Source organism: Mesorhizobium sp. M0522, from assembly GCF_040321085.1.
Lineage (GTDB): Bacteria > Pseudomonadota > Alphaproteobacteria > Rhizobiales > Rhizobiaceae > Mesorhizobium.
Window position 1 is genome coordinate 368,426 of sequence record NZ_JAMYQW010000001.1, and the last position, 23,044, is coordinate 391,469.

The window sequence follows — 23,044 nt, forward strand, 5'->3', positions numbered from 1 at the left end:
TTGAATATCATATCGCCAATCGTAGTCAATTTTCATTCGTTTGCGAAGAGACAATATTGGGGTCGTAACGCAACACGGAGACGAACAATGACCACGATCGCAATTCTCGGCGCCAATGGCCGCCTCGGCCGCACGGTCGCCAAGGCCTTCCTCGATGCCGGCTACGATGTCCGTGCCATCACCCGCAGCGGCAAGGTGCCGGCCGAGCTCAAAGGCGCCACGGCGATCGCCGGCGACGCGCTCGACCGTGCTGCGCTGATCCGCGCGACCGAAGGCGTCGATATCATTTTCAACGGCCTCAACCCGCTCTACACCGACTGGAGCAAATGCCTGCCGATGGCCGAGAATGTGATGGCTGCCTGCCGGGCGAACGGCGCGCTGCATCTCTTCCCGGGCACCGTCTACAATTACGGCTCGCCGATGCCGGCGGTGATCGCCGAAGACACGCCGTTTCGCCCGACAACGGAAAAGGGCCGCATCCGCGTCGCCATGGAAGATCTGTTTCGCCGCGAGGCCGATGCGGGTCGGGTGCGCACGATCCTGCTGCGCGCTGGTGATTTCTTCGGCGGCAGCGGCAGCGGATCGTGGTTCGATCTGGTTGTTGCCGCCAAGATAACCAAGGGTGTCTATACCGCCCCAGGGCCGGTCGATCTCGTGCATGAATGGGCCTATCTGCCCGACCTGGCCAAGGCCTTCGTCGGGCTGGCTGACAATCTCGACAAGCTCGGCTCCTACGAGGCGCTGAACTTTCCTGGCCATGCGGTGACCGATCTGGACATCAAGGCGGCCGCGGAGAAGGCGCTCGGACGCACGCTGAAACTGACGTCGATGCCGTGGTGGGTGCTGCGTGCCGGCGGCCCGTTCGTGGCGATGTGGCGCGAGATCGTTTCGATGTCCTATCTCCGCTTCGAGCCGCACCGGCTGGTTTCAGGCAGGCTGGAAAGCGTTATCGGTACGATCCCGCACACGCCGCTGGAAAATGCAGTGTCGGAAGCGCTCGAGGATATCGGCATCGCCACGCTCAAGACGACGCAAAAAGTTGCCTAACAACAAACCAAAAAAAGGCGGATGGCCAGATGGTCATCCGCCGCTTGTCACGACCAATGATTGCGGTCAGATCCGGCCCATCAACAGCAGCACCAGGACAACGATCAGAATGACGCCGACGATGCCGGATGGTCCGTAACCCCAGGACCGGGAATGCGGCCACGCCGGAACCGCGCCGATCAGAATAAGAATAAGGATAATGATGAGAATGGTGCTGATCGTCATCAGAAAATCCTCGCTTTGAGGTTGCAATGACGGAACAATGCAGAAGGCCGCCCATTGTTCCCGGGCGGCCTTTGCTTGATCAGGACGGCGATCCGGACTCTATTCGGCGGCCTTCGGGAAGGCGATCGCCGGTTCGGCGCCCAGATCGGCGTCCAGGCCTTTCGACGGGATTTCGGCCTTTCGACGCCCCAACAGGCGACTGAACCAGCCACGACGCGCACCGGGTTTGACCTTGGCGCGAGTGAACACCATCAGCATCGACGGCGTCACCACCAGCGTCAGCACGGTGGCGAAGGACAGCCCGAAGACGATCGCCGAAGACAGCGAAATCCACCATTGCGTCGACGGCGCGTTGATCGTCGTCTCGTGATGGAAGATTTCGAGGCCGAGGCCGAAGGCGATCGGCAGCACGCCGAGGATCGCCGATACCGCCGTCAGCACCACCGGGCGGGCACGCTCGCGGCAGGTCTGCAGCACGGCTTCGTATTTGTCCCAGCCCTCTTCGCGCAACCGGTCATAGGTGTCGATCAGCACGATGTTGTTGTTCACCACCACCCCGGCCAGCGCGATGACACCGATGCCCGACATGACGATGCCGAATGCCTCTCCCGTCAGCAGCAGCCCGAGGAACACGCCGATCGTCGCCATGACCACGCAGGACAGCACCAGCCAGACGCTGGTGAACTTGTTGAACTGCGCCAGAAGCACGATGAAAATCAGGAAGATCGCCGCACCGAAGGCTTTGCTGAGGAAGGCGCCGGCCTCCGCGCTGTCCTCATTCGAGCCGGCAAGCTTCCAGCGAATGCCGCTGCCGAGGTTCATGTCGGCGACAGCTTTGGTGACCTCCTGCTGGACGGCTGCCACCTGGGCGCCGGCAGCGACGTTGGCCTGGACGACCACAGTTCGCGCGCCGTCGATGCGGTTGAGGATACCGACCGTCGGCTCCGGCTTGCGCACGACGAAGTTCGAGATCGGCACCGAGCCTTGCGCGGTCTGCACCCGCAGTTCGTCGAGCGTTGACAGCGTGCGCCGATCCTCGGGCAGGCGCAGCCTGATGTCGACTGCATCGTCGGCGCCGGCGGGCCGGTATTCGCTGAGCTTCAGCCCGTTGGTCACCAGTTGCACGACCGTCCCGACCGCGGTTGGGCTGATGCCGTACTGCGCCGCCTTGGCGCGATCGACCTCGAGCGCCCAGTCAACGCCGGGCGGCGCCAGACCGTCGGAAATATCGATGACGCCGGGCACCTTGGCAATGCGCGCGGCGACCGCGCGGGCCTTGTCGTCAAGGCCCTTCGGATCTACGGCCGAAAGCCTGATCTGGATCGGCTTGCCTGTAGGCGGGCCGGCTTCCGGCACGCGAACCTCGACGTCGACACCGGGAATGCCAGCCATCACGCCGCGCAGTTCGTCCAGGATTGAGTTCGCCGATTTACGCTCGCGCCAGTCGACGAATTCGTACTGGATCACGCCAACCACGTCTTCCGGAACATCCTGGCCGCCGCCCTGCGTCTTGCCGACACGGGTATAGACAGACTTCACGCCCGGCCAACCGAGCAGCCGATTTTCCGCGGTCTTGGTGGCCGCGTCCATTTCGGCAAGCGAAAGATTGCCGCGGGCGTGGACATAGAGCAGGCCGTAGTCAGGCTCGACATTCGGGAAGAATTCGACGCCGGCGCCGAATTTCGAATAGGCGTAGCCGACGCCGAACAACAGCGCCACAGTGAGGACAAGCACGGTGATGGGATAATGCACCGCCTGCTTGACCACGGCCATGTACCAGCCGTCGCGATTGTCGTCGGGGTGATGGGCCGGCGCCTTGGCAAATATCGCGCCCAGCGTCGGCGCGAAGACCAGCGCATAGAGCATCGAGGCCGAGAGCGTCACGATCAGCGTGATCGGCATGTATTTCATGAAGTCGCCGATAATGCCCGGCCAGAACAACAGCGGCGAGAAGGCGGCAATGCGCGTCATCGTCGCCGCGATGACCGGGCCGGCCATGCGCTTGGCGGCAAGCGCGAACGCTTGCTCCTTCGGCATGCCCTCGCTCATGCGTCGCTCGGCGAATTCGGTGACGATGATGGCGTCGTCGACCAGCATGCCGACCGCCAGGATGAGGCTGAACAGCACGATCATGTTGATCGTGTAGCCCATCATTGCCAGCAACAGGATGCCGATCAGGAAGGACGAGGGGATGGCCAATCCGATCAGCAGCGAGGCACGGCCAGACAGCGCGTAGAGAATGACGATGAACACCAGGATGACGGCGATCATCACGTGGTTCTGCAGGTCGCCGAGCAACTGGTTCACGAAGACGGACTTGTCTTGCGTGTAGGTGACGTGCATGCCCTCCGGCATCGTCTTGATGAAGGCGTCGGACACCTCCCTGACCTTGCCAATCGTATCGATCAGGTTGGAGCCGATGCGCTTCTTCACCTCGATGGCGATCGCCGGCTTGCCGTCGAGGCGGGTGACCGTCTCGGCGTCCTTGAATGTGGAGCGGATGGTGGCAATGTCCTTGGCCTGCACCACCGCATTGGGGCCGGCGACGACCGGAAGCGCCGCCACATCCTCCGGTGTCTCGATAAGCGAGGGCACCTTGACCGCGTATTTGCCCTCGGATCCTTCGATGTTGCCGGCGGCGACAAGACTGTTGGAAGCGCCGACCGCACCGATCAACTGGTCGAGCTGCAGCCCGTAGGAAGACAGCTTCATCGGATCGATGACCACTTCGACGAGGTCGTCGCGCGCACCCTGCAGCGAGCCCTCGAGCACGCCAGGCACTTCCTCGATGCGGTCGCGCAGCTCGCGCGCCGCCGCCGTCAGCACGCGCTCGGGCACCTCGCCCGACAGCGTCACGACCAGGACGGGGAACTCGGAGATATTGACCTCGGAGACCACGGGCTCCTCAGCCGCTTGCGGCAGGTCGGCCTTGCCGTCCTGCACCTTGCTGCGTGTGTCCTGCAGCGCGGTGGCGAGATCCGTCTGTGGCTGGAATTCGACCAGCACATAACCGCCGCCCTGGAAGGCGGCCGAGCGCATCTCCTTGAGGCCTTTCAGGCTCTTCAGCTTGGCTTCCATCGGCCGCAGCAGGAGGCGCTCGGAGTCTTCCGGCGAGATGCCCTGGTAGATCAGGCTGACATACATCATCGGAATCGGAACGTCCGGTTCCGCTTCCTTCGGCGTCGACTGGTAGGCGACCGCACCGGCAAGGATGAGAAAGACCAGGACCGCAATGGTCAGCCGGGCATTGCTGATAGCAAGTTTGACGATGTCCATGATTACTGCGTCCCGGCCGTCGCTTCGCCCAACAGCTTTTGGATGGTCGCCTGGTCGGCTGCGACCGGCTTGACCACCTCGCCTTCCTTCACCAGCTCCTGGCCGGCGACGATGATGCGGGCGTCGGCCGCAATGCCGCCGAGCACCAGGCCGGTTGGCGTGTCGTCGACCAGATCGATCGGGAAGAACACGACCTTGTCATCCTTGTCGACGGCGCGGATGCCGAGGTCGCCCTTGTCGCCGAGCGTCACCACCGAGCGCGGCAGCATCACGGCGTCGGTCGGCTGGGCGCTGAGCGCGATTTCTGCCGTCATGCCGGCCGGTACGGACCCATCGGCATTGGGGATAGCGACTTCAACCCGAAAGGTACGGGTTGCCGAAGATGCATCCCGGCTGATGTAGCGCACCGTACCCTTGACGGTCTGGCCACTGACCAGGCGCACATTGGCTTCGTCACCGATCTTCAGATAGCCGAGATCGCGTTCGCTGACTTCGCCGCGTGCGATCACCGGATCGAGCTTGAGAATGGTCGCCACCTCGCCGCCCTGCATCACGGAACTGCCAAGCTCCACCGGCACCCGGTCGATGACGCCGTCGAAGGGCGCCTTCACCTCGTTGCGGTCGAGCTCGGCTTGCGCTGCGTCCAGTTGCGACTTGGCCAGCGTCAGGTTGGAGCGGGTTGTATCGAGCTGCAACTTGGGCAGATTGCCGGTTTTCATCAGCCGCAGGGCAGCTGCCAGCTCTGCCTCACGTTGCACGACAAGCTGCTTGGCGTTGTCGACCGCCGAGATTTTTTCCTCGGCGGCAAGCATCAGGATCAGGTCGCCGGTCTTGACGTGCTGGCCCTGCTTGACCGGCAGCTTGTCGATGACGCCGGCGACGCGTGTCGCCAGGACGGCGCGCTTGTCGGCTTCGGTCAGTCCGGAAATGCGGATAGCGCGTGCATAGGTGCGCCGCGGCGGGGTTATGACCGCGACCGTGCGCAACGGCGCCTTGGGCTGTTCCGCCTCGGCAGTCCCCGGTTTGGCAGCCCCCTGTTCGCCAGCTTGGGGCTTGCCTGCGTCGGCTGCCTTGGGCTGCTCGACCTCTCCTGCCTTGGGCTTGTTGTCGGCGGACGCGCTGCCGACGGACGAGAACTCGCCTGTCGCCATCCAGCCGGCGAACCCGATGAGCACAACAATGGCTGCAAGCTTGTGAAACCTGAATTTCGGCATCGTCATTTTTCCAGTGCGCGGGGTTCGGCCAGGCCGCATCTTCTACTTGGGGCGCGTCGCCGATATGGGTGCGCGCGAGGCCGTATTCAAATTGCCGTGATCGGCGAAGCGCGCTTCTACCTCAAAGTTGCAGCGCAATATAGTCAGAAAAGTTGATGGGTTGTTGCTTTGTCCGCAAAGATGCGGCTGCAGCATCGGCTGTTGATCGCCAAAACAGCGGTATGGCAGCAAGTGTCAGGATGATTGACGGATTGCGAATGCCATCTGCTTGCGAAGCAGCTAGGCCGGACGGCGGGCGGCCTCGGGCTGCTTGCGCGCCGCAAGAAATTCCTTGACCCGCCGGCCCGGCGCCGGCCCGGTCACCGGCTTCAAGCCGTCGTCGAGTTCGCCGGACAGATCGATCGTCGGCCGCTTGCCGACGGCGTCATAATTTTCTTCCAGCCAATCACTGGCTGCGGTGCGGCCGAGGTCGCGCAGATAGGCAAGGAACGCCCATTCGGCATTGACCTTGGACGATGCCGACAGATCCTTGAACGCTTCGTCGGCATCGATGCGGTGCATGCGGATGTCGCGATATTCGCCGTGCGGCAATCGGCCGGCGGCGATCAGTTCCTTGACGAAGGCGATCGAGCGGAATTCGCGCAACAGCCCGGCATTGAAGGTGATCTCGTCGATGCGGTTCTGGATCTCATTGGCGCTCTTCGGCGTTCCCTCGCGGACCACCGGATTGATCTGCACCAAAAGCACGTCCTCGGTGGCCGCCGTCTTGAAGAACGGGAACAGTGCCGGGTTGCCGCCATAACCGCCATCCCAATAGGGCACGCCCTTGATCTCGACGGCACGGAACAATTGCGGCAAGCAGGCCGACGCCATCACCGTGTCGAGGTCGATCTCGCCGTCCGAGAAGACCCGCAACTGGCCGGTCTCGACATTGGTAGCGGAAATGAACAGTTCCATCGACTTGCAGGCGCGCACATTGTCGAAATCGATCTCACGTTCGACCACGTCGCGCAGCGGATTGATGGCGAGCGGATTGGCGACATAGGGCGAAAATACCCGAGACATCGTATCGAACAGGAAATAGCCGGGCGTGTTCTCGATCGACCAATTGCCCCAGGCGACGTCCCAAGGCATGCGCTGTACCGGGCTGAAGCGGCCCTTTGCCGCCACCGCACGCCAGAAATCGTCGAGCTTCCGCCGCGCGCCCTCGACACCGCCGCGGACAAAGCCGTCGGCCAGCGCCACGGCATTCATGGCGCCGGCGCTGGTGCCCGAAACCGCCGTTATGTCGAGGCGCCCGTCCTCGAGCAGCCGATCGAGCACGCCCCAGGAAAACGCCCCGTGCGAACCGCCGCCTTGCAGCGCGACATTGATCTTCTTTGGCTCTTCCGCCTTGCCATTTTTCGGCATGGCGTGGCCCTTGACCGCTGGAAGCCTCACTGAGCGGTCCAGCCGCCATCGACAGAGATGTGCGCGCCGTTGATCTGCGCCGCCGCATCCGAGCATAGGAACACCGCGGCCGCCGCAACCTGCTCGACGGTGACGAACTCCTTGGTCGGTTGCTTTTCGAGCATTACCTCACGGACCACCGTCTCGCGGTCCATCTTGTTGGCCTTCATCTGGTCGGGGATCTGCGCCTCGACCAGCGGCGTCAACACATAGCCCGGACAAATGGCATTGCAGGTGATCTTGTCGCGCGCCAGTTCCAGGGCGACAGTCTTGGTCAAGCCCATAATGCCATGCTTGGCCGAGACATAGGCCGACTTGAACGGCGAGGCGACAAGGCCGTGGGCCGAGGCGACGTTGACGATCCGGCCGCCACCGGCCTGTTTCATCAACGGGATGGCGGCTGCGATGGTGTGGAAGGCCGATGACAGGTTAATGGCGATGATCGCATCCCACTTCTCGATCGGGAAGCTTTCCACCGGCGCGACATGCTGGATGCCGGCATTGTTGATCAGGATGTCGACCGAGCCGAATGCCTCGGCTGCCTTCGCCACCAAAGCCCGGCACTCGGCCGGCTTCGACATGTCGGCTTTGACATAGGCGGTCTTCACCTTGTGGTGCTTCGCGATCGCGTCTGCGATGGCGCGGTCGTCGGCGGTGTCGGAAAAGGAATTGACGACGACGTTGCAGCCTTCGGCCGCGAGCGCGTGGGCAATGGCCAGGCCGATGCCCGAGGTGGAACCGGTGACGATGGCGGTTTTTCTGGCGGTCAAGGCGGCTTTATTCCTTTCGAGGCGGGCTCCCGTGGAACCATGCTGCACTGCAGCATATAGGCTCTCTGTCACCCAAGAACAGCGGATGTGTGGAGCAATGACATGAAATTTTTGTCATGTAGACCTCTCTCGTCCCCTAAGAGAGGTCGTCGCCTCGTTTCGCAAAGCATGCGCTGAAAGCTCGTCAGGCGACGAGGTCCGGCACCGTCCCGATATAGCGCGACTGCGGCCGGATCAGCCGTCCGCTCGTTTGCTGCTCGCGCGCATGGGCAATCCAGCCGGCGACGCGCCCGGCAGCAAAGACATTGGTGAACGCCTCTTTCGGAAAGCCCGCCGCTTCCAGCAGGAGCGCTGTGAAGAACTCGACGTTGGTCTGGAGCGAGCGTGACGGCTTGGCGATGCGGAGCACTTCGAGCGCCGCCTGCTCCACGCTTTCGGCGAAGGCCAGCCGGTGGCCGCTTTCGCCCTCGGCGCCGAGCTGGCGCACGACGGCTTTCAGCACGTCGGCACGCGGATCGCGCACGCGATAGATGCGATGGCCGAAGCCCATGATGCGGCCGCCACGCGCGATCTCGCCACGCAGCCAGCCGGCGGCGTCGCCATGCACCTCGATCGCATCCAGCATCTCGATCACCGGACCTGGCGCGCCGCCATGCAGCGGCCCCTTGAGCGCTCCGAGCCCGGCCAGCACCGCCGAAGTAAGCCCGGCCTGCGTCGAAGCGACCACCCGCGCGGCGAAGGTCGATGCGTTGAGGCCGTGGTCGCAAACCGTCACGAGATAGGCATCGAGCGCCTTCGCCAATTTAGGCGAGGCCACAATGCCGGTCAGCATCCGCAGCATGTCGGCTGCATGATCGGCCTTGCTATCGGGCGCAATCGGGCTTTCGCCGCGCTGCAAGCGCAGCAAGGCCGGCGTCAGCACGGCAGGTGCCGCAACCAGCCGCAGCGCGTCCGACAATTTGTCACCATCCGGCAGCAGGGCAATACCGGCGCGCATCGCGCTGTAGATATCGACGGATGCGAGAAACGGCAGCAAGGGTTTGATCTGCTCGAACACTTCGCTGCGCGCCCGACCGATCGCGTTCGCCAGCTCCCTGCCGTCGGGAAGATCGTCGAAAAAGCCGTCGAACAGCAGATGAACCACCTCGGCGTATTTCCAGCGGCCTGCCAGTTCGGGCAACGAATGGCCCCGGATGGTCAGGCGGCCACCAAGACCGTCAACATCGGAGAGCACCGTTTCCGCCGCCACCACATCATCGAGCCCATTCGCCATTGGTTTTCTCCTTGACCCTTTCCGGGTGGAAGATAAGGGTTGGTGACTGGACCATCAATCTTGATCAACGGAATCAACATGACAAGGCTGACATGACGGAGTGGCTGACGCGGGACGAAGCCCTGGAGCGTCTCAAGGTGCGAGCCCAGACCCTCTATGCCTATGTCAGCCGCGGACGCATCGGCGTGCGGCCGGACCGGGCGGATCCACGCCGCAGCCAGTATCGCGCCGACGATATCGCGGCGCTGGCGAGCCGCCGGGCTCGTGGCCGAAATCCCCAGGCAATCGCCGAAAGTGCAATTGCCTGGGGTGAGCCGGCGATCGCCACCACGATCTCGACCGTTTTGCATGGCCGCCTTGTCTATCGCGGCCAGGATGCGGTTGCTCTCTGCGAGGCTGCCACGCTGGAGCAGACGGCAAACCTGCTTTGGGCATCTGGCGCACCAGTGTCGTTCGTCTCGGCGAGCCGCCATGGCAACGGCGCAACTGGCCGGCCGGCTGCCTTCGCGGAATTGGCCGCGTTGGCCGCCAACGGCCGGCCTTCGCTCGGCCGAAGATCGGCTTCGCTCAACCACGATGCGGCCGGCGCCATCGCCGCTTTGGCCCAGGCGCTCGGCGCGATTCCCGGAACTGGTGCCGTGCACGAAAGGCTGGCGCAGGGATGGTCGCTTGATGCGGCCGGCGCAGACTTGATCCGCCGCTCGCTCGTGCTGTTGGCCGATCACGAATTGAACGCATCGACCTTCGCCGCACGGGTCGCCGCGTCCACCGGCGCACCTGTTTCGGCCTGCCTGCTTGCCGGCCTCGCCACGCTCTCCGGGCCGCGTCATGGCGGCGCCGCGGAGGCGGTCATGATGCTGGCGGAGGATGCGCAGAGATTGGGGCCGGATGCGGCTGTCGGACGCTGGCTCGGTCACGACAGGCCGCTGCCCGGATTTGGCCATCCGCTTTATCCCGACGGCGATCCGCGTGCGGAACCGTTGCTGGCCGCGATAGATGTCGATGATGGGCTGTTACGGCTTTGCGATGTGGCCTTTGCGGCAACGGGCATGCGCCCGAACGTCGATTTCGCCTTGGCTGCGCTGACGCGCGGCCTCCGTTTGCCGTCCGATGCGCCGTTCCGCCTGTTCGCACTCGGCCGCAGCGTCGGCTGGGCCGCGCATGCCGTGGAGCAGGTGACGAGCAACGGCCTGATCCGGCCACGCGCCCGCTACCAGGGACCGCTGCCGGAGCAGCTCTAGCCGCGCTGCTTGCGAAGTCTCAGCGGCACCTGAAGAGAGGTTCGACGCTGCACTTCGCCAGCCGGCAGTCAGGACATCGTGTCGAGCTTACGCTGCATCGCGGCGATCTGCTCCTTCAGCTCCTGGAGGTCGTCGGGTTTTTCCGGCGTTTCCTTCCTGGCCGGTTCGGCCGGCGCTGCTGCCGGCGCCGAGCCCGCGGGCGGGAACGGCGTGAACAGCCGCATGGCGTTCTGGAACATTTCCATGTTGCGCCGCGTCTGCTCCTCCAGCACCTTGATTGGTGTCGCGATCTTCATCATGTCCATCGGCGACTTGCCGAGCGCATCTTTCATCTGCTCGCGAAAGCGTTCCTGCTCCTTAGAGAAGGCCAGCATCGACTGCTCGAGAAAGCTCGGCACGATCATCTGCATCTGGTCGCCGTAATAGGCGATGAGCTGACGCAGGAACGGGATCGGCAGCATGTTCTGCCCGTCCTTGTTCTCCAGCTCGAAGATGATCTGGGTCAGTACCGGATGCGTGATGTCGTCACCGGTCTTGGCGTCCTGGACAGTAAAGTCCTCGCCTCTTTTGACCATTTCAGCGAGATCCTCGAGCGTCACATAGGTGCTGGTGCCCGTATTGTAGAGACGGCGATTGGCATATTTCTTGATAACAATAGGTTCGTCTTTTGCGGCCATCTGCATCCTCCCCGGACACCGGGCAGCTTAAGTAAGCCGCCGGTAACGATTGCGCCTTTTTAAAGGATATGCGCAAAAGCGTCATGAATCCAAGCAGTTTGTGCAGTGCGGGACCATTTTATGCTGCGCAGCACGGATGGGCCGTCATCGCAGCGACGCGCGGCCTGCTTGCCGCGGAGGAACGCCATGCCCATTTCGGGTTTGACTCGGGTTGTGGAAAGGGCAAGAAAAGTCCCCGACGGCACCCGAAATCGTTCCCCGAAAGCCTGGAGAAGAATATGTCCGCTTCCAACGCCATCGTTGTCGCCAGTGCAGCGCGCACGCCCGTCGGCTCCTTCAACGGCGCCTTCGCCAACACCCCAGCCCATGAATTGGGTGCCGTCGCCGTCAGGGAAGCGCTGGTCCGTGCCGGCGTCGACGGCAAGGAGGTGGACGAGGTCATCCTCGGCCAGATCCTGACCGCGGCTCAAGGGCAGAACCCGGCGCGGCAGGCGGCAATGGCTGCCGGCGTACCGCAGGAGGCGACCTCCTGGGGCCTGAACCAGCTCTGCGGCTCGGGCTTGCGCGCCATCGCGCTCGGCATGCAGCAGATCGCCCAGGGCGACGCGAGGATCATCGTTGCCGGCGGCCAGGAATCGATGTCGATGGCTCCGCATGCACAGCATCTGCGCGGTGGCGTCAAGATGGGCGATTTCAAGCTGATCGACACCATGATCAAGGACGGCCTGACCGATGCCTTCTATGGCTATCATATGGGCAACACCGCTGAGAACGTCGCCCGCCAGTTCCAGATCACCCGCGACGACCAGGACCAGTTCGCACTGGCTTCCCAGAACAAGGCCGAGGCCGCGCAGAAAGCCGGGAAATTCAAGGACGAGATCGTTGCCTTTACAGTCAAGGGCAGGAAGGGCGACACCGTAGTCGACCAGGATGAATACATCCGCCACGGCGCGACAATCGATGCCATGACCAAGCTCAAGCCCGCCTTCGATAAGGAAGGCACGGTGACTGCTGCCAATGCTTCCGGCATCAACGACGGTGCCGCCGCCGTGGTGCTGATGACCGAAGCGGAAGCCGCAAGGCGCGGCATCACACCGCTGGTGCGTATCGTTTCCTGGGCGACCGCCGGTGTCGACCCGCAGATCATGGGGACGGGACCGATCCCCTCCTCGCGCAAGGCGCTGGCCAAGGCCGGCTGGTCGGTTGGCGACCTCGATCTGGTCGAAGCCAACGAGGCCTTTGCCGCGCAGGCCTGCGCCGTCAACAAGGACATGGGCTGGGATCCGGCCATCGTCAACGTCAATGGCGGCGCCATCGCCATCGGCCATCCGGTCGGCGCCTCGGGCGCCCGCATCTTCAACACGCTGGTCTACGAGATGCGCCGCAGAAGTGCCAAGAAAGGCCTTGCCACGCTGTGCATCGGCGGCGGCATGGGTGTTGCCATGTGCGTGGAAGCATTGTGATGAGATAAGCGATACGAATAGGATGCTGGCGCAAAGCGAGTAGGGAATAGAGGGCAAACCCCACCGCTTCAACGCTCAGTCATCTGCATTTCCCGGGAGGACATATGACAAAGGTTGCAATCGTCACAGGCGGGTCGCGCGGCATCGGCGCGGCGATATCGGTCGCCTTGAAAAGCGCCGGCTATTCGGTCGCCGCAAACTACGCCGGCAATGAAGAAGCGGCGGCAAAGTTCAAGGCCGCGACCGGCATCCCGGTCTATAAATGGTCCGTCGCCGACTACGAGGCCTGCGCCGCCGGCATCAAACAGATCGAAGCCGATCTTGGTCCCGTCTCGGTGCTGGTCAACAATGCCGGCATCACTCGCGACGCGATGTTCCACAAGATGACGCGCGAGCAATGGAAAGAGGTCCTCGACACCAACCTTTCCGGCGTCTTCAACATGACGCATCCATTGTGGGGCGGCATGCGCGACCGTAAGTTCGGTCGCATCATCACCATCTCCTCGATCAACGGCCAGAAAGGCCAGGTCGGCCAGGTCAATTATTCGGCCTCGAAGGCCGGCGATATCGGCTTCACCAAGGCACTGGCCCAGGAAGGCGCGCGCGCCGGCATCACCGTCAACGTCATTTGCCCCGGCTACATCGCCACCGAGATGGTCAAGGCAATGGACGAGAAGGTCCTCAACGAGCGCGTCATCCCGCACATCCCGGTGGGCCGTCTCGGCGAGCCGGAGGAAATCGCGCGCTGCGTCGTCTTCCTCGCTTCCGACGATGCCGGTTTCATCACCGGCTCGACCATATCAGCCAATGGCGGCCAGTACATCGCCTGATCGTTTATCTTTACGTTGAGACAGATACGCGCTTGGACGAACGGGCCTGCAAAACGGCCCGTTTCTATAGCGGTCTTCCCGTTGCAAGATCTCGATGCGGCACGCTGCCCCAATCCGGCACGCAAAGGTTAACGGCCGCTGCGCAGCCTATGCAAAAACCGCCCGGCAGCCTGTGGATTCTCGGTGGAAAAGCTGTTCACAACACAACATGTTGCGGTGAACAAACCAAGAAACTTTGCCCATCGCTGATTCGTCGCCGATTCGTTCCGGCTTTGAGCGGAACGTTAACGGCGAGTGCTGAAAACACCATTGAAATGATTAAAGCGCGTTAGGAAACATCAATAATTTCATAACGTTGTGCGAAGCAGATTGGCCGGCCACGACCATTCACCGGCAAAGGTTAACCGCAGTGCTCGCTTGGATGCCGCTTGCATAAATCGGGCCAGTTTCCGTGATTCAGCATGTGGTGAGATTCGCCGAAAGAAAACCCAGATGTAGCCGTGAACAAACCCTGAATCAGCGCGAGTCAGTGATTCGTCGCTGATTCGTTCCAGACTCGTTCCAACTGTTAATCGGGAACAGATTTGAGGCTCGAACGAACCAATCGGCCTGCCCTCGGCACATTCCGCTTTCGCTTCGCGCCCGAAATCCCTATGTGTCGCCTGTCATACGCGGCCAATATGGGCGCGCTCCCGACAATGCGAGGCAGAGAGCCTTATTTCCAGGCCGATGAACATCCATCCGAAACACACTGAACCGCTGATCCTGTCGGGTCGAGACGTGACGGCCGTGCTCGGCCCGACCAACACCGGCAAGACCCATCTCGCCATCGAACGCATGGTGGCGCATGAAAGCGGCGTCATCGGCCTGCCGCTCAGGCTGCTTGCCCGCGAGGTCTATGCGCGCGTCTGCGAGAAGGTCGGCGCCCATAAGGTTGCGCTCATCACCGGCGAGGAAAAGATCCAGCCGGCGGGCGCGAAATACTCGGTCTGCACCGTGGAAGCGATGCCGCGCGAGACCGACGCCGCCTTCGTTGCCATCGACGAGGTCCAGCTCGCCGGCGATCTCGAACGCGGCCACATCTTCACCGATCGCATCCTGCATCTACGCGGCCGCCAGGAGACGCTGCTGCTGGGTGCGGCCACCATGCACGGCATCCTGCAGCGCCTGCTGCGGGGCGTGTCGGTGGTGACCCGGCCACGCCTGTCGCATCTTGCCTATGTCGGCTCGAAGAAGCTGACCCGCCTGCCGCGGCGCACGGCGATCGTCGCCTTTTCGGCCGACGAGGTCTATGCCATTGCCGAGCTGATCCGCCGCCAGCAGGGCGGTGCCGCCGTCGTGCTCGGCGCGCTCAGCCCGCGCACCCGCAACGCCCAGGTGGCGCTGTTCCAGTCGGGCGACGTCGACTACCTCGTCGCCACCGACGCCATCGGCATGGGCCTCAACCTCGACCTCGACCACGTGGCCTTCGCCCAGAATCGCAAATTCGACGGCTACCAGTACCGCAACCTGACGGCGGCCGAGCTCGGCCAGATTGCCGGCCGCGCCGGCCGGCATCTGCGCGACGGCACCTTCGGTGTCACCGGCCAGGTCGATCCGCTGGATGATGAACTGGTCAACAAAATCGAGGCGCATGATTTCGACCCGGTGAAAGTACTGCAATGGCGCACCGCGCATTTCGATTTCGCCAACCTCGATGCGCTGAAGCGCTCGATCGAGACCAACGCCCCGGTCGAAGGCCTGACGCGCGCGCTGCCGGCAGTAGACGCGCAGGCGCTCGAGCATCTATCGCGCGACGAGGACGTCCGGGCACTCACCACCGATGCCAGGCGCGTGGCGCTGCTGTGGGAAGCCTGCGCGCTGCCCGACTACAGGAAGATCGCGCCGGCCCAGCACGCCGACTTGATCGCCTCCATCTACATGGACCTTGCCAGGCACGGCCATGTCGACGAGAACTACATGGCCGAGCAGGTGCGCCGTGCCGACACCACCGAAGGCGACATCGACACGCTATCGCACAGGATTGCCCAGATCCGCACATGGACCTTCGTCTCCAACCGGCCCGGCTGGCTGGCCGATCGGGCACACTGGCAGGAAAAGACGCGCGAAATCGAAGACAGATTGTCGGATGCGCTGCATGAGCGGTTGACGAAACGTTTTGTAGACCGCAGGACTTCCGTCCTCATGCGGCGCCTTAGAGAAAACACGATGCCTGAAGCCGAAATCAGCCCAACCGGAACCGTCCTCGTCGAAGGCCATCACGTCGGCGAGTTGCAAGGTTTCCGCTTCACCGCCGACCAGAGTGCCGGCGGTGAAGACGCCAAGGCGGTGCGGGCGGCGGCGCAGAAGGCGCTTGCCGCCGAGTTCGAGGCGCGGGCCGAGCGCTTTGGCGCCTCGGCCAATGGCGACATCGCGCTGGGTTCGGATGGCACGCTGCGCTGGATCGGCGCCCCGATCGGCACGTTGGTTGCCGGCGAAGACGCTTTGAAGCCGCGTCTCGTTCTGCTGGCCGACGAGCAACTCACCGGCCCGGCCCGCGACAAGGTTGCGGCGCGCGCCGAGCGCTTCGTCAATTTCCAGATCGAATCCCTGCTGAAGCCGCTGGTCGATCTCAAGAATGCCGAGCAGATCACCGGCATCGGCCGCGGCATCGCTTTCCAGCTTGTCGAGCATCTCGGCCTCATCAACCGTCGCGACATCGCCGACGAGATGAAATCCCTCGACCAGGAAGGCCGCGCGGCGCTTCGCCGTCTCGGAGTGCGCTTCGGCGCCTACCATGTCTTCGTGCCGGCGCTGATCAAACCGGCGCCGGCCGGGCTGATAACGCTGCTGTGGGCGCTGAGAAACGACGGCAAGGACAAGCCCGGCTTCGGCGATGTCGTTCACGCACTGGCCTCCGGCCGCACCTCGGTGGTCATCGATCCGACCTTCGACAAGACCTTCTACAAGCTTGCCGGCTACCGCAATCTTGGCCGGCGTGCTGTACGCGTCGATATTCTCGAACGGCTGGCCGACCTGATCCGGCCGGCGACCAACTGGAAGCCGGGCCTCGGCCCTCGCCCCGACGGCGCCTATGACGGCCAGTCCTTCATGGTGACGCCGCCGATGATGTCGATTCTCGGCGCCACCGCCGACGACATGGAAGAAATCCTGAAGGGACTCGGCTATCGCGCCGATGCCAAACCGGCGGCCGAGGTCAAGGCGCGGCTCGAAGCACAGGACAATGCCGCGCGTGAAGCTGCCGCTGCAAAGCAGGCGGCGGAAGAGGCTGCGCGAGTCGAGCAGGCGAGGATGGCGGAAGCATCTGCCGCGGCAGAGCCGCCGGCGGAGGCTTCGGAACCTGTGTCGGATGCGGCTCCTGTTGCGGAGGCGGCGGCCGAAGCTGTGACCGAAGCGACGGCAGAGCCTGTCGCGGAAGCTCCAGCCCCTGAAGCTGCGGCAGAAGTCACGCAAGAGACCCGGCCCGCCGCGGAGGCGACTGCTGAAGCGCCTGCGGAACCAGCGGCCGAGCCAAGGGCGGAACTTGGGGCGGAAACTGAGGCTGCGGCATCGGCAGAACCGCCGGTTTCCGACACTACGGAAGCATCGCCGGCCGAACCTGCAGCGACGGCGGAAGCCGTCTCCGGCGAAGCTGCTCCAGAAGCGGAGGAGCCAAAACCTGTCCTGTTATGGCGGCAGGGTCGTTTCGACCAGCGCCCGCGTCATCGCCAGCATGACAACCGCCCCCGGGACAATCATCGGGACAATCGCGCGCGCAATGGTCAAGCTGGGCCGGACAGCCGCAGCGATGCGCCGGCAGATGCCGGCGGGCAACCGACGCCGGGCGACCGGCCCGCCCGTCAGGGGCGCCACGACCAGCGCGACGGCGCCGGCAAGCCGCGCTTCGATCGCAGCAAGTTCAAGCCCAGGCCGCAAGGCGAGGCGGCAGAACAGCGCGCCGGCAAGCCGCAAGGTGAACGCCCGGACCGGCGCGAAAACCGGCCCGACTGGAAGGCTGGCCGACAGGACGGCAAAGGCGGCGCCCAAGGCGCAAAGCCCGCCTTCCAGCCAAAGCCGCGTGAGGAACGCCCGGTCCGCTTCGATCCGGACTCGCCCTTCGCCAAGCTCGCCGCGTTGCGCGACCAGCTGAAGAAGTAGGCTGCTCGTCCAATGGTCACTGATGCCCGCCAGCGCATCGACAAGTGGCTGTTCTTCTCGCGCGCGGTAAAATCGCGCACGCTGGCAGCCAAGCTGGTCGTCGCCGGACGCGTCCGCATCAATCGCGACAAAGCAGCGCAGGCCTCCGATACGGTCCGGCCGGGCGACGTTTTGACCATCACGCTGGAGCGGCGGATCTTCGTCTGGAAAGTCCTTGGCACCGGCGTACGGCGTGGCCCGGCCGAAGAGGCCCGCCTGCTCTACGAGGACATGTCGCCGCCCCCCGCGCCCAAGGGCGAGGCGCTTCCGGATGCGGTGCCGCCGTTGCGCGAGGCCGGCAGCGGTCGCCCGACGAAGAAGGAACGCCGCCAGACCGACCACCTGCTCGGCGACGATTGAGCAAGGTCGAACGCCCGCTTTGCCGGCCTTCCGGAATTTCATTCCGGAAACCGCGGCACCGCTGGCAGGGGCCGCCCTTGCCACCAGCGGACAAAGGCGTTACCTCACCAAAAAAGCCCAATAAAATGGGACGTCCCGGAGCCGACCAATGACCTATGTCGTGACCGACAATTGCATAAAATGCAAATACATGGACTGCATCGAGGTCTGTCCGGTCGACTGCTTCTACGAAGGTGAGAACATGCTCGTCATCCACCCGGACGAGTGCATCGATTGCGGCGTCTGTGAACCGGAATGCCCGGCCGACGCGATCAAGCCCGACACCGAGTCGGGCCTCGACAAATGGCTGCAGATCAACACCGAATATGCCGACAAATGGCCCAACATCACCGCCAAGAAGGAGCCGCCGGCCGACGCTAAAAATTTCGATGGCGAAACTGGCAAGTTCGAGAAATATTTCTCCGCCGAGCCCGGCGAAGGCGACTGACGAGCCTGCCGGCTGCGGCGGCCTGACGCCGCGTAACAGACGTGATACATTAACTGCCTTGACAGGCGGCGACGGCGCGTGGCCTTCGCGCGTGCAGCAAAACCTTGATTCTTCCGACTTTTTGTGTTATATCAACCAAACATGCCGGTGACACAACGTCGACTTATGGCGCAAACGCCCCAAATCACTGAAAGGTGAATTTCTCAATCCGGACCAGAGCGATCTGGGGCAGGCGGTCGCAATGTTGCGATTTGCCGGTCCTGGCCTTTCCGGTGAGTTCATCGTTGTGTGGCTAAGGACCGGTCACCCCGGTCGCACGAGTTCGGGCCGGCACGATGCCGGTACCACAACAAGGAGTTCAGGGCGTAATGGCAACGATCACCCCGCAGAAGAAGTCCACCGCAGCGCGCCACGGTTTCAAGACCGGCGAGTACATCGTCTATCCGGCGCATGGTGTCGGCCAGATCGTCTCGATCGATGAGCAGGAAGTCGCGGGCCACAAGCTGGAGCTGTTCGTCATCGACTTCCAGAAGGACAAGATGCGCCTCAAGGTGCCGGTCGCCAAGGCGACCTCGATCGGCATGCGCAAGCTGTCGGAAGAGGATTATGTCGAGCGCGCGCTGAAGGTCGTGCAGGGCCGCGCCCGCGTCAAGCGCACCATGTGGTCACGCCGCGCCCAGGAATATGATGCCAAGATCAACTCCGGCGATCTGATCTCGATCTCGGAAGTGGTGCGCGACCTTTACCGCGCCGATAACCAGCCGGAGCAGTCCTATTCCGAGCGCCAGCTCTACGAGGCGGCGCTCGATCGCATGGCCCGCGAGATCGCGGCCGTCAACCGCATGTCGGAGACCGAAGCGGTGCGCCTCATCGAGGTGAACCTCAACAAGGGCCCGAAGCGCGGCGCCAAGGCCGACAACGAGGAAGCCGAGCAGGAAGAAGCCGCCTGAGCTTTTTTGCTTTCGAATTCAGAAAAACCCGGCCTTGCGCCGGGTTTTTTTGTCTTAGCTGACCGGCGACGGGCATATCTAACCTTCGCCGCCCTCCCTTTCCGCCTCGTGCTTCAGCGTGGCAATGAACCGCTTGGTCCGCTGGCGTTCCGGGTTGCTGAACAGCACCGCGGCCGGGCCTTGCTCGACGATGTTGCCGGCATCGAGGAGCACCACTTCCCGCGCGATCTTGGAGGCGAGCCGCAGATCATGCGTCGCCATCACCATGGTCGTGCCCTCGCTGGCGAGCTTGCCGAGCACGTCGACCACCTCCTGCGCCAGTTCCGGATCGAGTGCAGAGGTCGGCTCGTCGCAGAGCAGGACTTTCGGCGAAGGCGCCAGAGCCCGGCCAATCGCCACGCGCTGCTGCTGGCCACCTGACAGCGTCGCCGGCCAGGCATCGGCCTTGTGCGCCATGCCGACCTTTTCGAGCAGGGCCAGCGCCCGTTCGCGCGCCCTCTCCTCGGGCCATTTCAGCACCGTCACCAGCCCCTCCATGATGTTCTCGATCGCAGTGCGATGCGGAAACAACTGGAAATTCTGGAACACCATGCCGGTCTGCAGCCGCAGTCGCTGGATATCCCTGGTCGAGACCCTGCCGCCGGGGTGGAATTCGAGTGCATCGTCGCCGATCCGTACCGTGCCTGAAGTCGGCAGCTCGAGCAGGTTGATGCAGCGCAAAAGCGTGCTCTTCCCTCCGCCCGACGGCCCGACAAGCGCCGTGACGCTGCCTTCCTCGATGGTGACGGTCACGCTCTTCAGCACCAAATTGTCGCCGAAACGCTTTTCGATGTTGGTGAGGCCGATCATGCGCGCGCCTCCAGGAAGCCGCCATAACGGTTGAGCCGCGTTTCCAGCCGCGCCTGCAAGGCCGACAGCACGGAGCTCATGGCCAGATAGAGGGCCGCTGCCTCGACATAGAGGATCAGCGGCTCATAGGTGGTGGCGACGATGCGCTGCGCTGCCTGGAACATCTCCGGCACGGTGATGGCGGCGGCGAGCGAAGTGTCCTTGACCAGCGAGATGAAGGTGTTGGACAGCGGCGGCACGGCGACGCGCCCCGCCTGTGGAAGAATGGTGCGCCGCATTGCCTGGGCCCAGGTCATGCCGATCGAATAGGCCGCTTCCCACTGGCCCTTGGGCACCGAACCGATGACGGCGCGGATGATTTCCGACGAATAAGCACCGATGTTCAAGGTGAAGCCGATCAGTGCTGCCGGAAAGGCGTCGAGCAGGATGCCGACCGATGGCAGGCCGTAGAAGATAAGGAACAGTTGCACGAGAAGCGGCGTGCCGCGGAAGATCCAGACGTAGAAGCGGACCACGGCGACCAGCGGTTTGGGACCGAACAGCCGGACAAGCGCCACAACCAGGCCTAGGACAAGACCGAATGCAAACGACAGCAGCGTCAACGGCACGGTGAAGATCAGTGCAGCCCACAGCAGCGTAGGCAGGGATTCCAGCATCAATTGCAGCCAGTGCGGCACGAAGGCTCCTCCTTGCCAGATTGCCGTCGCTCATATCACGCGAAAGCGGCGGGCCGTCAAAAGACAGCTCGCCGCGATATGAACGACGCGGGCCGGCGTTCGGCCCACACGAGAAAGCCGTTTTACTTCGAAACGTCCTGGCCGAAATAGGTGTCGGCGATTTTCTGGTAGGTGCCGTCGGCCTTGATGTCGGCCAGCGCCTTATTGATGGCGGCCACCAGTTCCGGATCGCCCTTGCGTACGATGACGCCGGAATAGTCGGCGTTTTCTTCCTGCGCGGCAATCTTCACATTGGCGTCGGGCTTGTGCTTCTTGAAGTCGAGGAAGGACAGGCTGTCGTTGATGGTGGCGTCGGCGCGGCCGGTAAGAAGCAGCTGGATCGACTGGTCGAAGCCGTCGGTGCCGACGAGCTCGGCGCCGTTGGTTTCAGCCAGCTTGCCGAAATTCGAGGTCAACGACTGCGCCGCCTTCTTGCCCTTGAGATCGGCGAAACCCTTGATGTCGGTGTTGTCGCCGCGCACGATCAGCACCGCCTTGGAGGCGATGTAAGGATCGGAGAAATCATATTTGGCCTTGCGCGCCTCGGTGATGCCGACCTCGTTGATGACGGCATCGTAGCGGTTGGCATCGAGACCGGCGATCAGCCCGTCCCATTTGCCTTCGAGGAACTGGGCTTTGACGCCGAGGCGCTCGGCGATGGCCCGCGCGATCTCGACGTCGAAGCCAACCAGCGCGCCGGAAGCATCATGATAGGTGAAGGGCGCATAGGTTCCTTCCGTGCCGACCTTGAAGACGCCGGACTGCTTGATCTGGTCGAGATTGGCGCCGGCGTGACCGGCGGCGATGGCCAGAACCTGCAGCGTTCCGGCGATGATGAGCGATTTGAGCCATTTCATTTTTCTGTGATCCCGTCCTCGGCCGATGTCCGGCGTCATTGCGAGTGCCGGAAAATGACAGATGCGCGATGCCAGAATAAGAAACTAAATTTCAAAAATCTCGCGCCCTTGAAATCCAATTCTCAACCAGCATCTCCGGGCGCCATCCGGCTGAGTCAAGGCCGGTGGCGAATCGCCTGGAACAGCGCAATCGACATGACAGTCCGGGGGAACATTCCCCCGCATGGCACGTTCTTCGCTGTTGTAGGGCGCGGCGCCGCCATTTCAACCATCGGCGCCAACTCACGATTCGATCGCACCGCAACGCCTGGAGCAGGAGCGCGGCATGATGGAAGACAGTGCAGGACGGACCATGGTTCGCGCGGCGATGAAAGCCCCTTATCTGGAACGTGACGAAGAGCATCTCCTGGCGCTGCGCTGGAAGGAAAACAATGACCAGCACGCGCTGCACCGCATCACCGTCGCGCATATGCGGTTGGTCATTTCCATGGCGTCGCGGTTTCGCCACTACGGCCTTCCGCTGGGCGACCTGATCCAGGAAGGCCATGTCGGGCTGCTGGAGGCAGCGGCCCGTTTCGAGCCCGAGCGCGAGGTCCGGTTCTCGACCTACGCGACTTGGTGGATTCGCGCCTCGATGCAGGACTATATCCTGCGCAACTGGTCGATCGTGCGCGGCGGCACTAGCTCGGCGCAAAAGGCGCTGTTCTTCAACCTGCGGCGTCTGCGCGCCCGCCTGGCAAACGGCGCCGAGCAGATGTCGAATGCCACGCTCTACCGCGAAGTGTCGGCGGCTCTCGGGGTATCGGAGGCCGATGTGGCGATGATGGATTCCCGCCTTTCGGCGCCGGACAGCTCGCTCAACACACCGCTAGCCGACGATGCGGGCGCAACCGAGCGGATGGAGTTCCTGGTTTCGGATGACCCGCTGCCCGATGAGGTCGTCGGCGATACGATCGACGTCGAACGCCGCTCTGTCTGGCTGAAGACGGCACTCGGCGCTCTCAATGCGCGCGAGCTCAGGATTATCGAGGAACGCCGGCTGAGCGACGAGGGCGCGACGCTCGAAGCGCTCGGCGAGACGCTCGGCATCTCCAAGGAACGTGTCCGGCAGATCGAGGCGCGCGCCATGGAAAAGCTCAAGGCGGCGCTGGTAAAGCAGAATCCGGAATTTCTCGCAGCCTGAA

20 protein-coding genes are annotated in these 23,044 nt (G+C 63.3%); 10 read left to right on the forward strand and 10 right to left on the reverse strand.

Going from position 1 to position 23,044, the window contains the following annotated elements; genetic code table 11:
• Positions 1-87: 87 nt before the first annotated feature.
• On the forward strand, positions 88-1,047 hold the full coding sequence (locus tag NKI58_RS01920; protein WP_023678457.1) for an NAD-dependent epimerase/dehydratase family protein: 960 nt from the start codon (positions 88-90) through the stop codon (positions 1,045-1,047).
• A gap of 66 nt (positions 1,048-1,113) precedes the next feature.
• On the opposite strand, the gene NKI58_RS01925 is transcribed toward NKI58_RS01920, so the two are convergent.
• The 6 genes from NKI58_RS01925 to NKI58_RS01950 all read right to left on the reverse strand — a co-directional run bounded on the left by NKI58_RS01925 (position 1,114) and on the right by NKI58_RS01950 (position 9,254).
• Complete coding sequence (locus tag NKI58_RS01925) at positions 1,114-1,272, reverse strand: DUF3309 family protein (protein WP_023678456.1); 159 nt, start codon at positions 1,270-1,272, stop codon at positions 1,114-1,116.
• Between the two features lie 99 nt (positions 1,273-1,371).
• Positions 1,372-4,548, reverse strand: a complete 3,177-nt coding sequence (locus NKI58_RS01930) for an efflux RND transporter permease subunit (protein WP_023678455.1) — start codon at positions 4,546-4,548, stop codon at positions 1,372-1,374.
• Between the two features lie 2 nt (positions 4,549-4,550).
• Positions 4,551-5,762, reverse strand: a complete 1,212-nt coding sequence (locus NKI58_RS01935) for an efflux RND transporter periplasmic adaptor subunit (RefSeq protein WP_023678454.1) — start codon at positions 5,760-5,762, stop codon at positions 4,551-4,553.
• Positions 5,763-6,041: 279 nt separating this feature from the next.
• The gene (locus tag NKI58_RS01940) at positions 6,042-7,172 is read right to left on the reverse strand and encodes a patatin-like phospholipase family protein (RefSeq protein ID WP_023678453.1); all 1,131 of its coding nucleotides are present in this window, start codon (positions 7,170-7,172) and stop codon (positions 6,042-6,044) included.
• Between the two features lie 26 nt (positions 7,173-7,198).
• Complete coding sequence (locus tag NKI58_RS01945; RefSeq protein ID WP_023678452.1) at positions 7,199-7,981, reverse strand: 3-hydroxybutyrate dehydrogenase; 783 nt, start codon at positions 7,979-7,981, stop codon at positions 7,199-7,201.
• A 184-nt stretch (positions 7,982-8,165) separates the two neighbouring features.
• Positions 8,166-9,254, reverse strand: a complete 1,089-nt coding sequence (locus tag NKI58_RS01950) for a citrate synthase/methylcitrate synthase (RefSeq protein ID WP_023678451.1) — start codon at positions 9,252-9,254, stop codon at positions 8,166-8,168.
• Positions 9,255-9,346: 92 nt separating this feature from the next.
• Between NKI58_RS01950 and NKI58_RS01955 the strand changes: the two genes are divergently transcribed.
• The gene (locus NKI58_RS01955) at positions 9,347-10,495 is read left to right on the forward strand and encodes a citrate synthase (protein WP_023678450.1); all 1,149 of its coding nucleotides are present in this window, start codon (positions 9,347-9,349) and stop codon (positions 10,493-10,495) included.
• A 68-nt stretch (positions 10,496-10,563) separates the two neighbouring features.
• Here NKI58_RS01955 and phaR read toward each other — a convergent pair whose 3' ends face one another.
• The gene (gene phaR / locus NKI58_RS01960; RefSeq protein WP_023678449.1) at positions 10,564-11,172 is read right to left on the reverse strand and encodes a polyhydroxyalkanoate synthesis repressor PhaR; all 609 of its coding nucleotides are present in this window, start codon (positions 11,170-11,172) and stop codon (positions 10,564-10,566) included.
• Positions 11,173-11,450: 278 nt separating this feature from the next.
• On the opposite strand from phaR, the gene NKI58_RS01965 reads away from it, so the two are divergent.
• The 7 genes from NKI58_RS01965 (at position 11,451) to NKI58_RS01995 (ending at position 19,438) form a co-directional block, all read left to right on the forward strand.
• The gene (locus NKI58_RS01965; RefSeq protein ID WP_352471180.1) at positions 11,451-12,635 is read left to right on the forward strand and encodes an acetyl-CoA C-acetyltransferase; all 1,185 of its coding nucleotides are present in this window, start codon (positions 11,451-11,453) and stop codon (positions 12,633-12,635) included.
• A gap of 104 nt (positions 12,636-12,739) precedes the next feature.
• Positions 12,740-13,465 carry an acetoacetyl-CoA reductase gene (phbB, locus tag NKI58_RS01970; protein ID WP_023678447.1) on the forward strand — a complete coding sequence of 242 codons (726 nt, stop codon included), beginning with the start codon at positions 12,740-12,742 and terminating at the stop codon, positions 13,463-13,465.
• A gap of 32 nt (positions 13,466-13,497) precedes the next feature.
• Positions 13,498-13,797, forward strand: coding sequence for a hypothetical protein (locus NKI58_RS01975; protein ID WP_352619741.1), 300 nt, complete (start codon positions 13,498-13,500; stop codon positions 13,795-13,797).
• A gap of 397 nt (positions 13,798-14,194) precedes the next feature.
• On the forward strand, positions 14,195-17,602 hold the full coding sequence (locus tag NKI58_RS01980; RefSeq protein ID WP_352826493.1) for a helicase-related protein: 3,408 nt from the start codon (positions 14,195-14,197) through the stop codon (positions 17,600-17,602).
• Between the two features lie 12 nt (positions 17,603-17,614).
• A complete protein-coding gene (locus tag NKI58_RS01985; protein WP_023680553.1) occupies positions 17,615-18,001 on the forward strand; it encodes an RNA-binding S4 domain-containing protein in 387 nt (128 codons plus the stop codon).
• Between the two features lie 148 nt (positions 18,002-18,149).
• On the forward strand, positions 18,150-18,488 hold the full coding sequence (gene fdxA, locus NKI58_RS01990; RefSeq protein WP_023680554.1) for a ferredoxin FdxA: 339 nt from the start codon (positions 18,150-18,152) through the stop codon (positions 18,486-18,488).
• A gap of 368 nt (positions 18,489-18,856) precedes the next feature.
• Positions 18,857-19,438 (forward strand): CarD family transcriptional regulator, encoded by a 582-nt coding sequence (locus NKI58_RS01995; protein WP_006327799.1) that lies wholly within the window; start codon positions 18,857-18,859, stop codon positions 19,436-19,438.
• Positions 19,439-19,516: 78 nt separating this feature from the next.
• Here the strand turns inward: NKI58_RS01995 and NKI58_RS02000 are convergent, their stop codons facing one another.
• From NKI58_RS02000 to NKI58_RS02010, 3 genes are all read right to left on the reverse strand, one after another.
• Positions 19,517-20,287 (reverse strand): amino acid ABC transporter ATP-binding protein, encoded by a 771-nt coding sequence (locus NKI58_RS02000; protein ID WP_352783176.1) that lies wholly within the window; start codon positions 20,285-20,287, stop codon positions 19,517-19,519.
• A complete protein-coding gene (locus NKI58_RS02005; RefSeq protein ID WP_023680556.1) occupies positions 20,284-20,964 on the reverse strand; it encodes an ABC transporter permease subunit in 681 nt (226 codons plus the stop codon). Before NKI58_RS02005 ends, NKI58_RS02000 begins: the two co-directional genes overlap by 4 nt.
• Positions 20,965-21,086: 122 nt before the next feature.
• On the reverse strand, positions 21,087-21,860 hold the full coding sequence (locus NKI58_RS02010) for an amino acid ABC transporter substrate-binding protein (protein ID WP_023721021.1): 774 nt from the start codon (positions 21,858-21,860) through the stop codon (positions 21,087-21,089).
• A 325-nt stretch (positions 21,861-22,185) separates the two neighbouring features.
• Between NKI58_RS02010 and NKI58_RS02015 the strand changes: the two genes are divergently transcribed.
• The gene (locus NKI58_RS02015; protein ID WP_023680558.1) at positions 22,186-23,043 is read left to right on the forward strand and encodes an RNA polymerase factor sigma-32; all 858 of its coding nucleotides are present in this window, start codon (positions 22,186-22,188) and stop codon (positions 23,041-23,043) included.
• Position 23,044: the final 1 nt, after the last annotated feature.

Bases quoted from the DNA above. Each gene is read 5' to 3' on its own strand.
- NKI58_RS01920 (WP_023678457.1), top strand. From the start codon at position 88: ATGACCACGATCGCAATTCTCGGCGCCAATGGCCGCCTCGGCCGCACG.
- NKI58_RS01925 (WP_023678456.1), bottom strand. From the start codon at position 1,272: ATGACGATCAGCACCATTCTCATCATTATCCTTATTCTTATTCTGATC.
- NKI58_RS01930 (WP_023678455.1), bottom strand. From the start codon at position 4,548: ATGGACATCGTCAAACTTGCTATCAGCAATGCCCGGCTGACCATTGCG.
- NKI58_RS01935 (WP_023678454.1), bottom strand. From the start codon at position 5,762: ATGCCGAAATTCAGGTTTCACAAGCTTGCAGCCATTGTTGTGCTCATC.
- NKI58_RS01940 (WP_023678453.1), bottom strand. From the start codon at position 7,172: ATGCCGAAAAATGGCAAGGCGGAAGAGCCAAAGAAGATCAATGTCGCG.
- NKI58_RS01950 (WP_023678451.1), bottom strand. From the start codon at position 9,254: ATGGCGAATGGGCTCGATGATGTGGTGGCGGCGGAAACGGTGCTCTCC.
- NKI58_RS01955 (WP_023678450.1), top strand. From the start codon at position 9,347: ATGACGGAGTGGCTGACGCGGGACGAAGCCCTGGAGCGTCTCAAGGTG.
- phaR (WP_023678449.1), bottom strand. From the start codon at position 11,172: ATGGCCGCAAAAGACGAACCTATTGTTATCAAGAAATATGCCAATCGC.
- NKI58_RS01965 (WP_352471180.1), top strand. From the start codon at position 11,451: ATGTCCGCTTCCAACGCCATCGTTGTCGCCAGTGCAGCGCGCACGCCC.
- phbB (WP_023678447.1), top strand. From the start codon at position 12,740: ATGACAAAGGTTGCAATCGTCACAGGCGGGTCGCGCGGCATCGGCGCG.
- NKI58_RS01980 (WP_352826493.1), top strand. From the start codon at position 14,195: ATGAACATCCATCCGAAACACACTGAACCGCTGATCCTGTCGGGTCGA.
- NKI58_RS01985 (WP_023680553.1), top strand. From the start codon at position 17,615: ATGGTCACTGATGCCCGCCAGCGCATCGACAAGTGGCTGTTCTTCTCG.
- fdxA (WP_023680554.1), top strand. From the start codon at position 18,150: ATGACCTATGTCGTGACCGACAATTGCATAAAATGCAAATACATGGAC.
- NKI58_RS01995 (WP_006327799.1), top strand. From the start codon at position 18,857: ATGGCAACGATCACCCCGCAGAAGAAGTCCACCGCAGCGCGCCACGGT.
- NKI58_RS02000 (WP_352783176.1), bottom strand. From the start codon at position 20,287: ATGATCGGCCTCACCAACATCGAAAAGCGTTTCGGCGACAATTTGGTG.
- NKI58_RS02010 (WP_023721021.1), bottom strand. From the start codon at position 21,860: ATGAAATGGCTCAAATCGCTCATCATCGCCGGAACGCTGCAGGTTCTG.
- NKI58_RS02015 (WP_023680558.1), top strand. From the start codon at position 22,186: ATGATGGAAGACAGTGCAGGACGGACCATGGTTCGCGCGGCGATGAAA.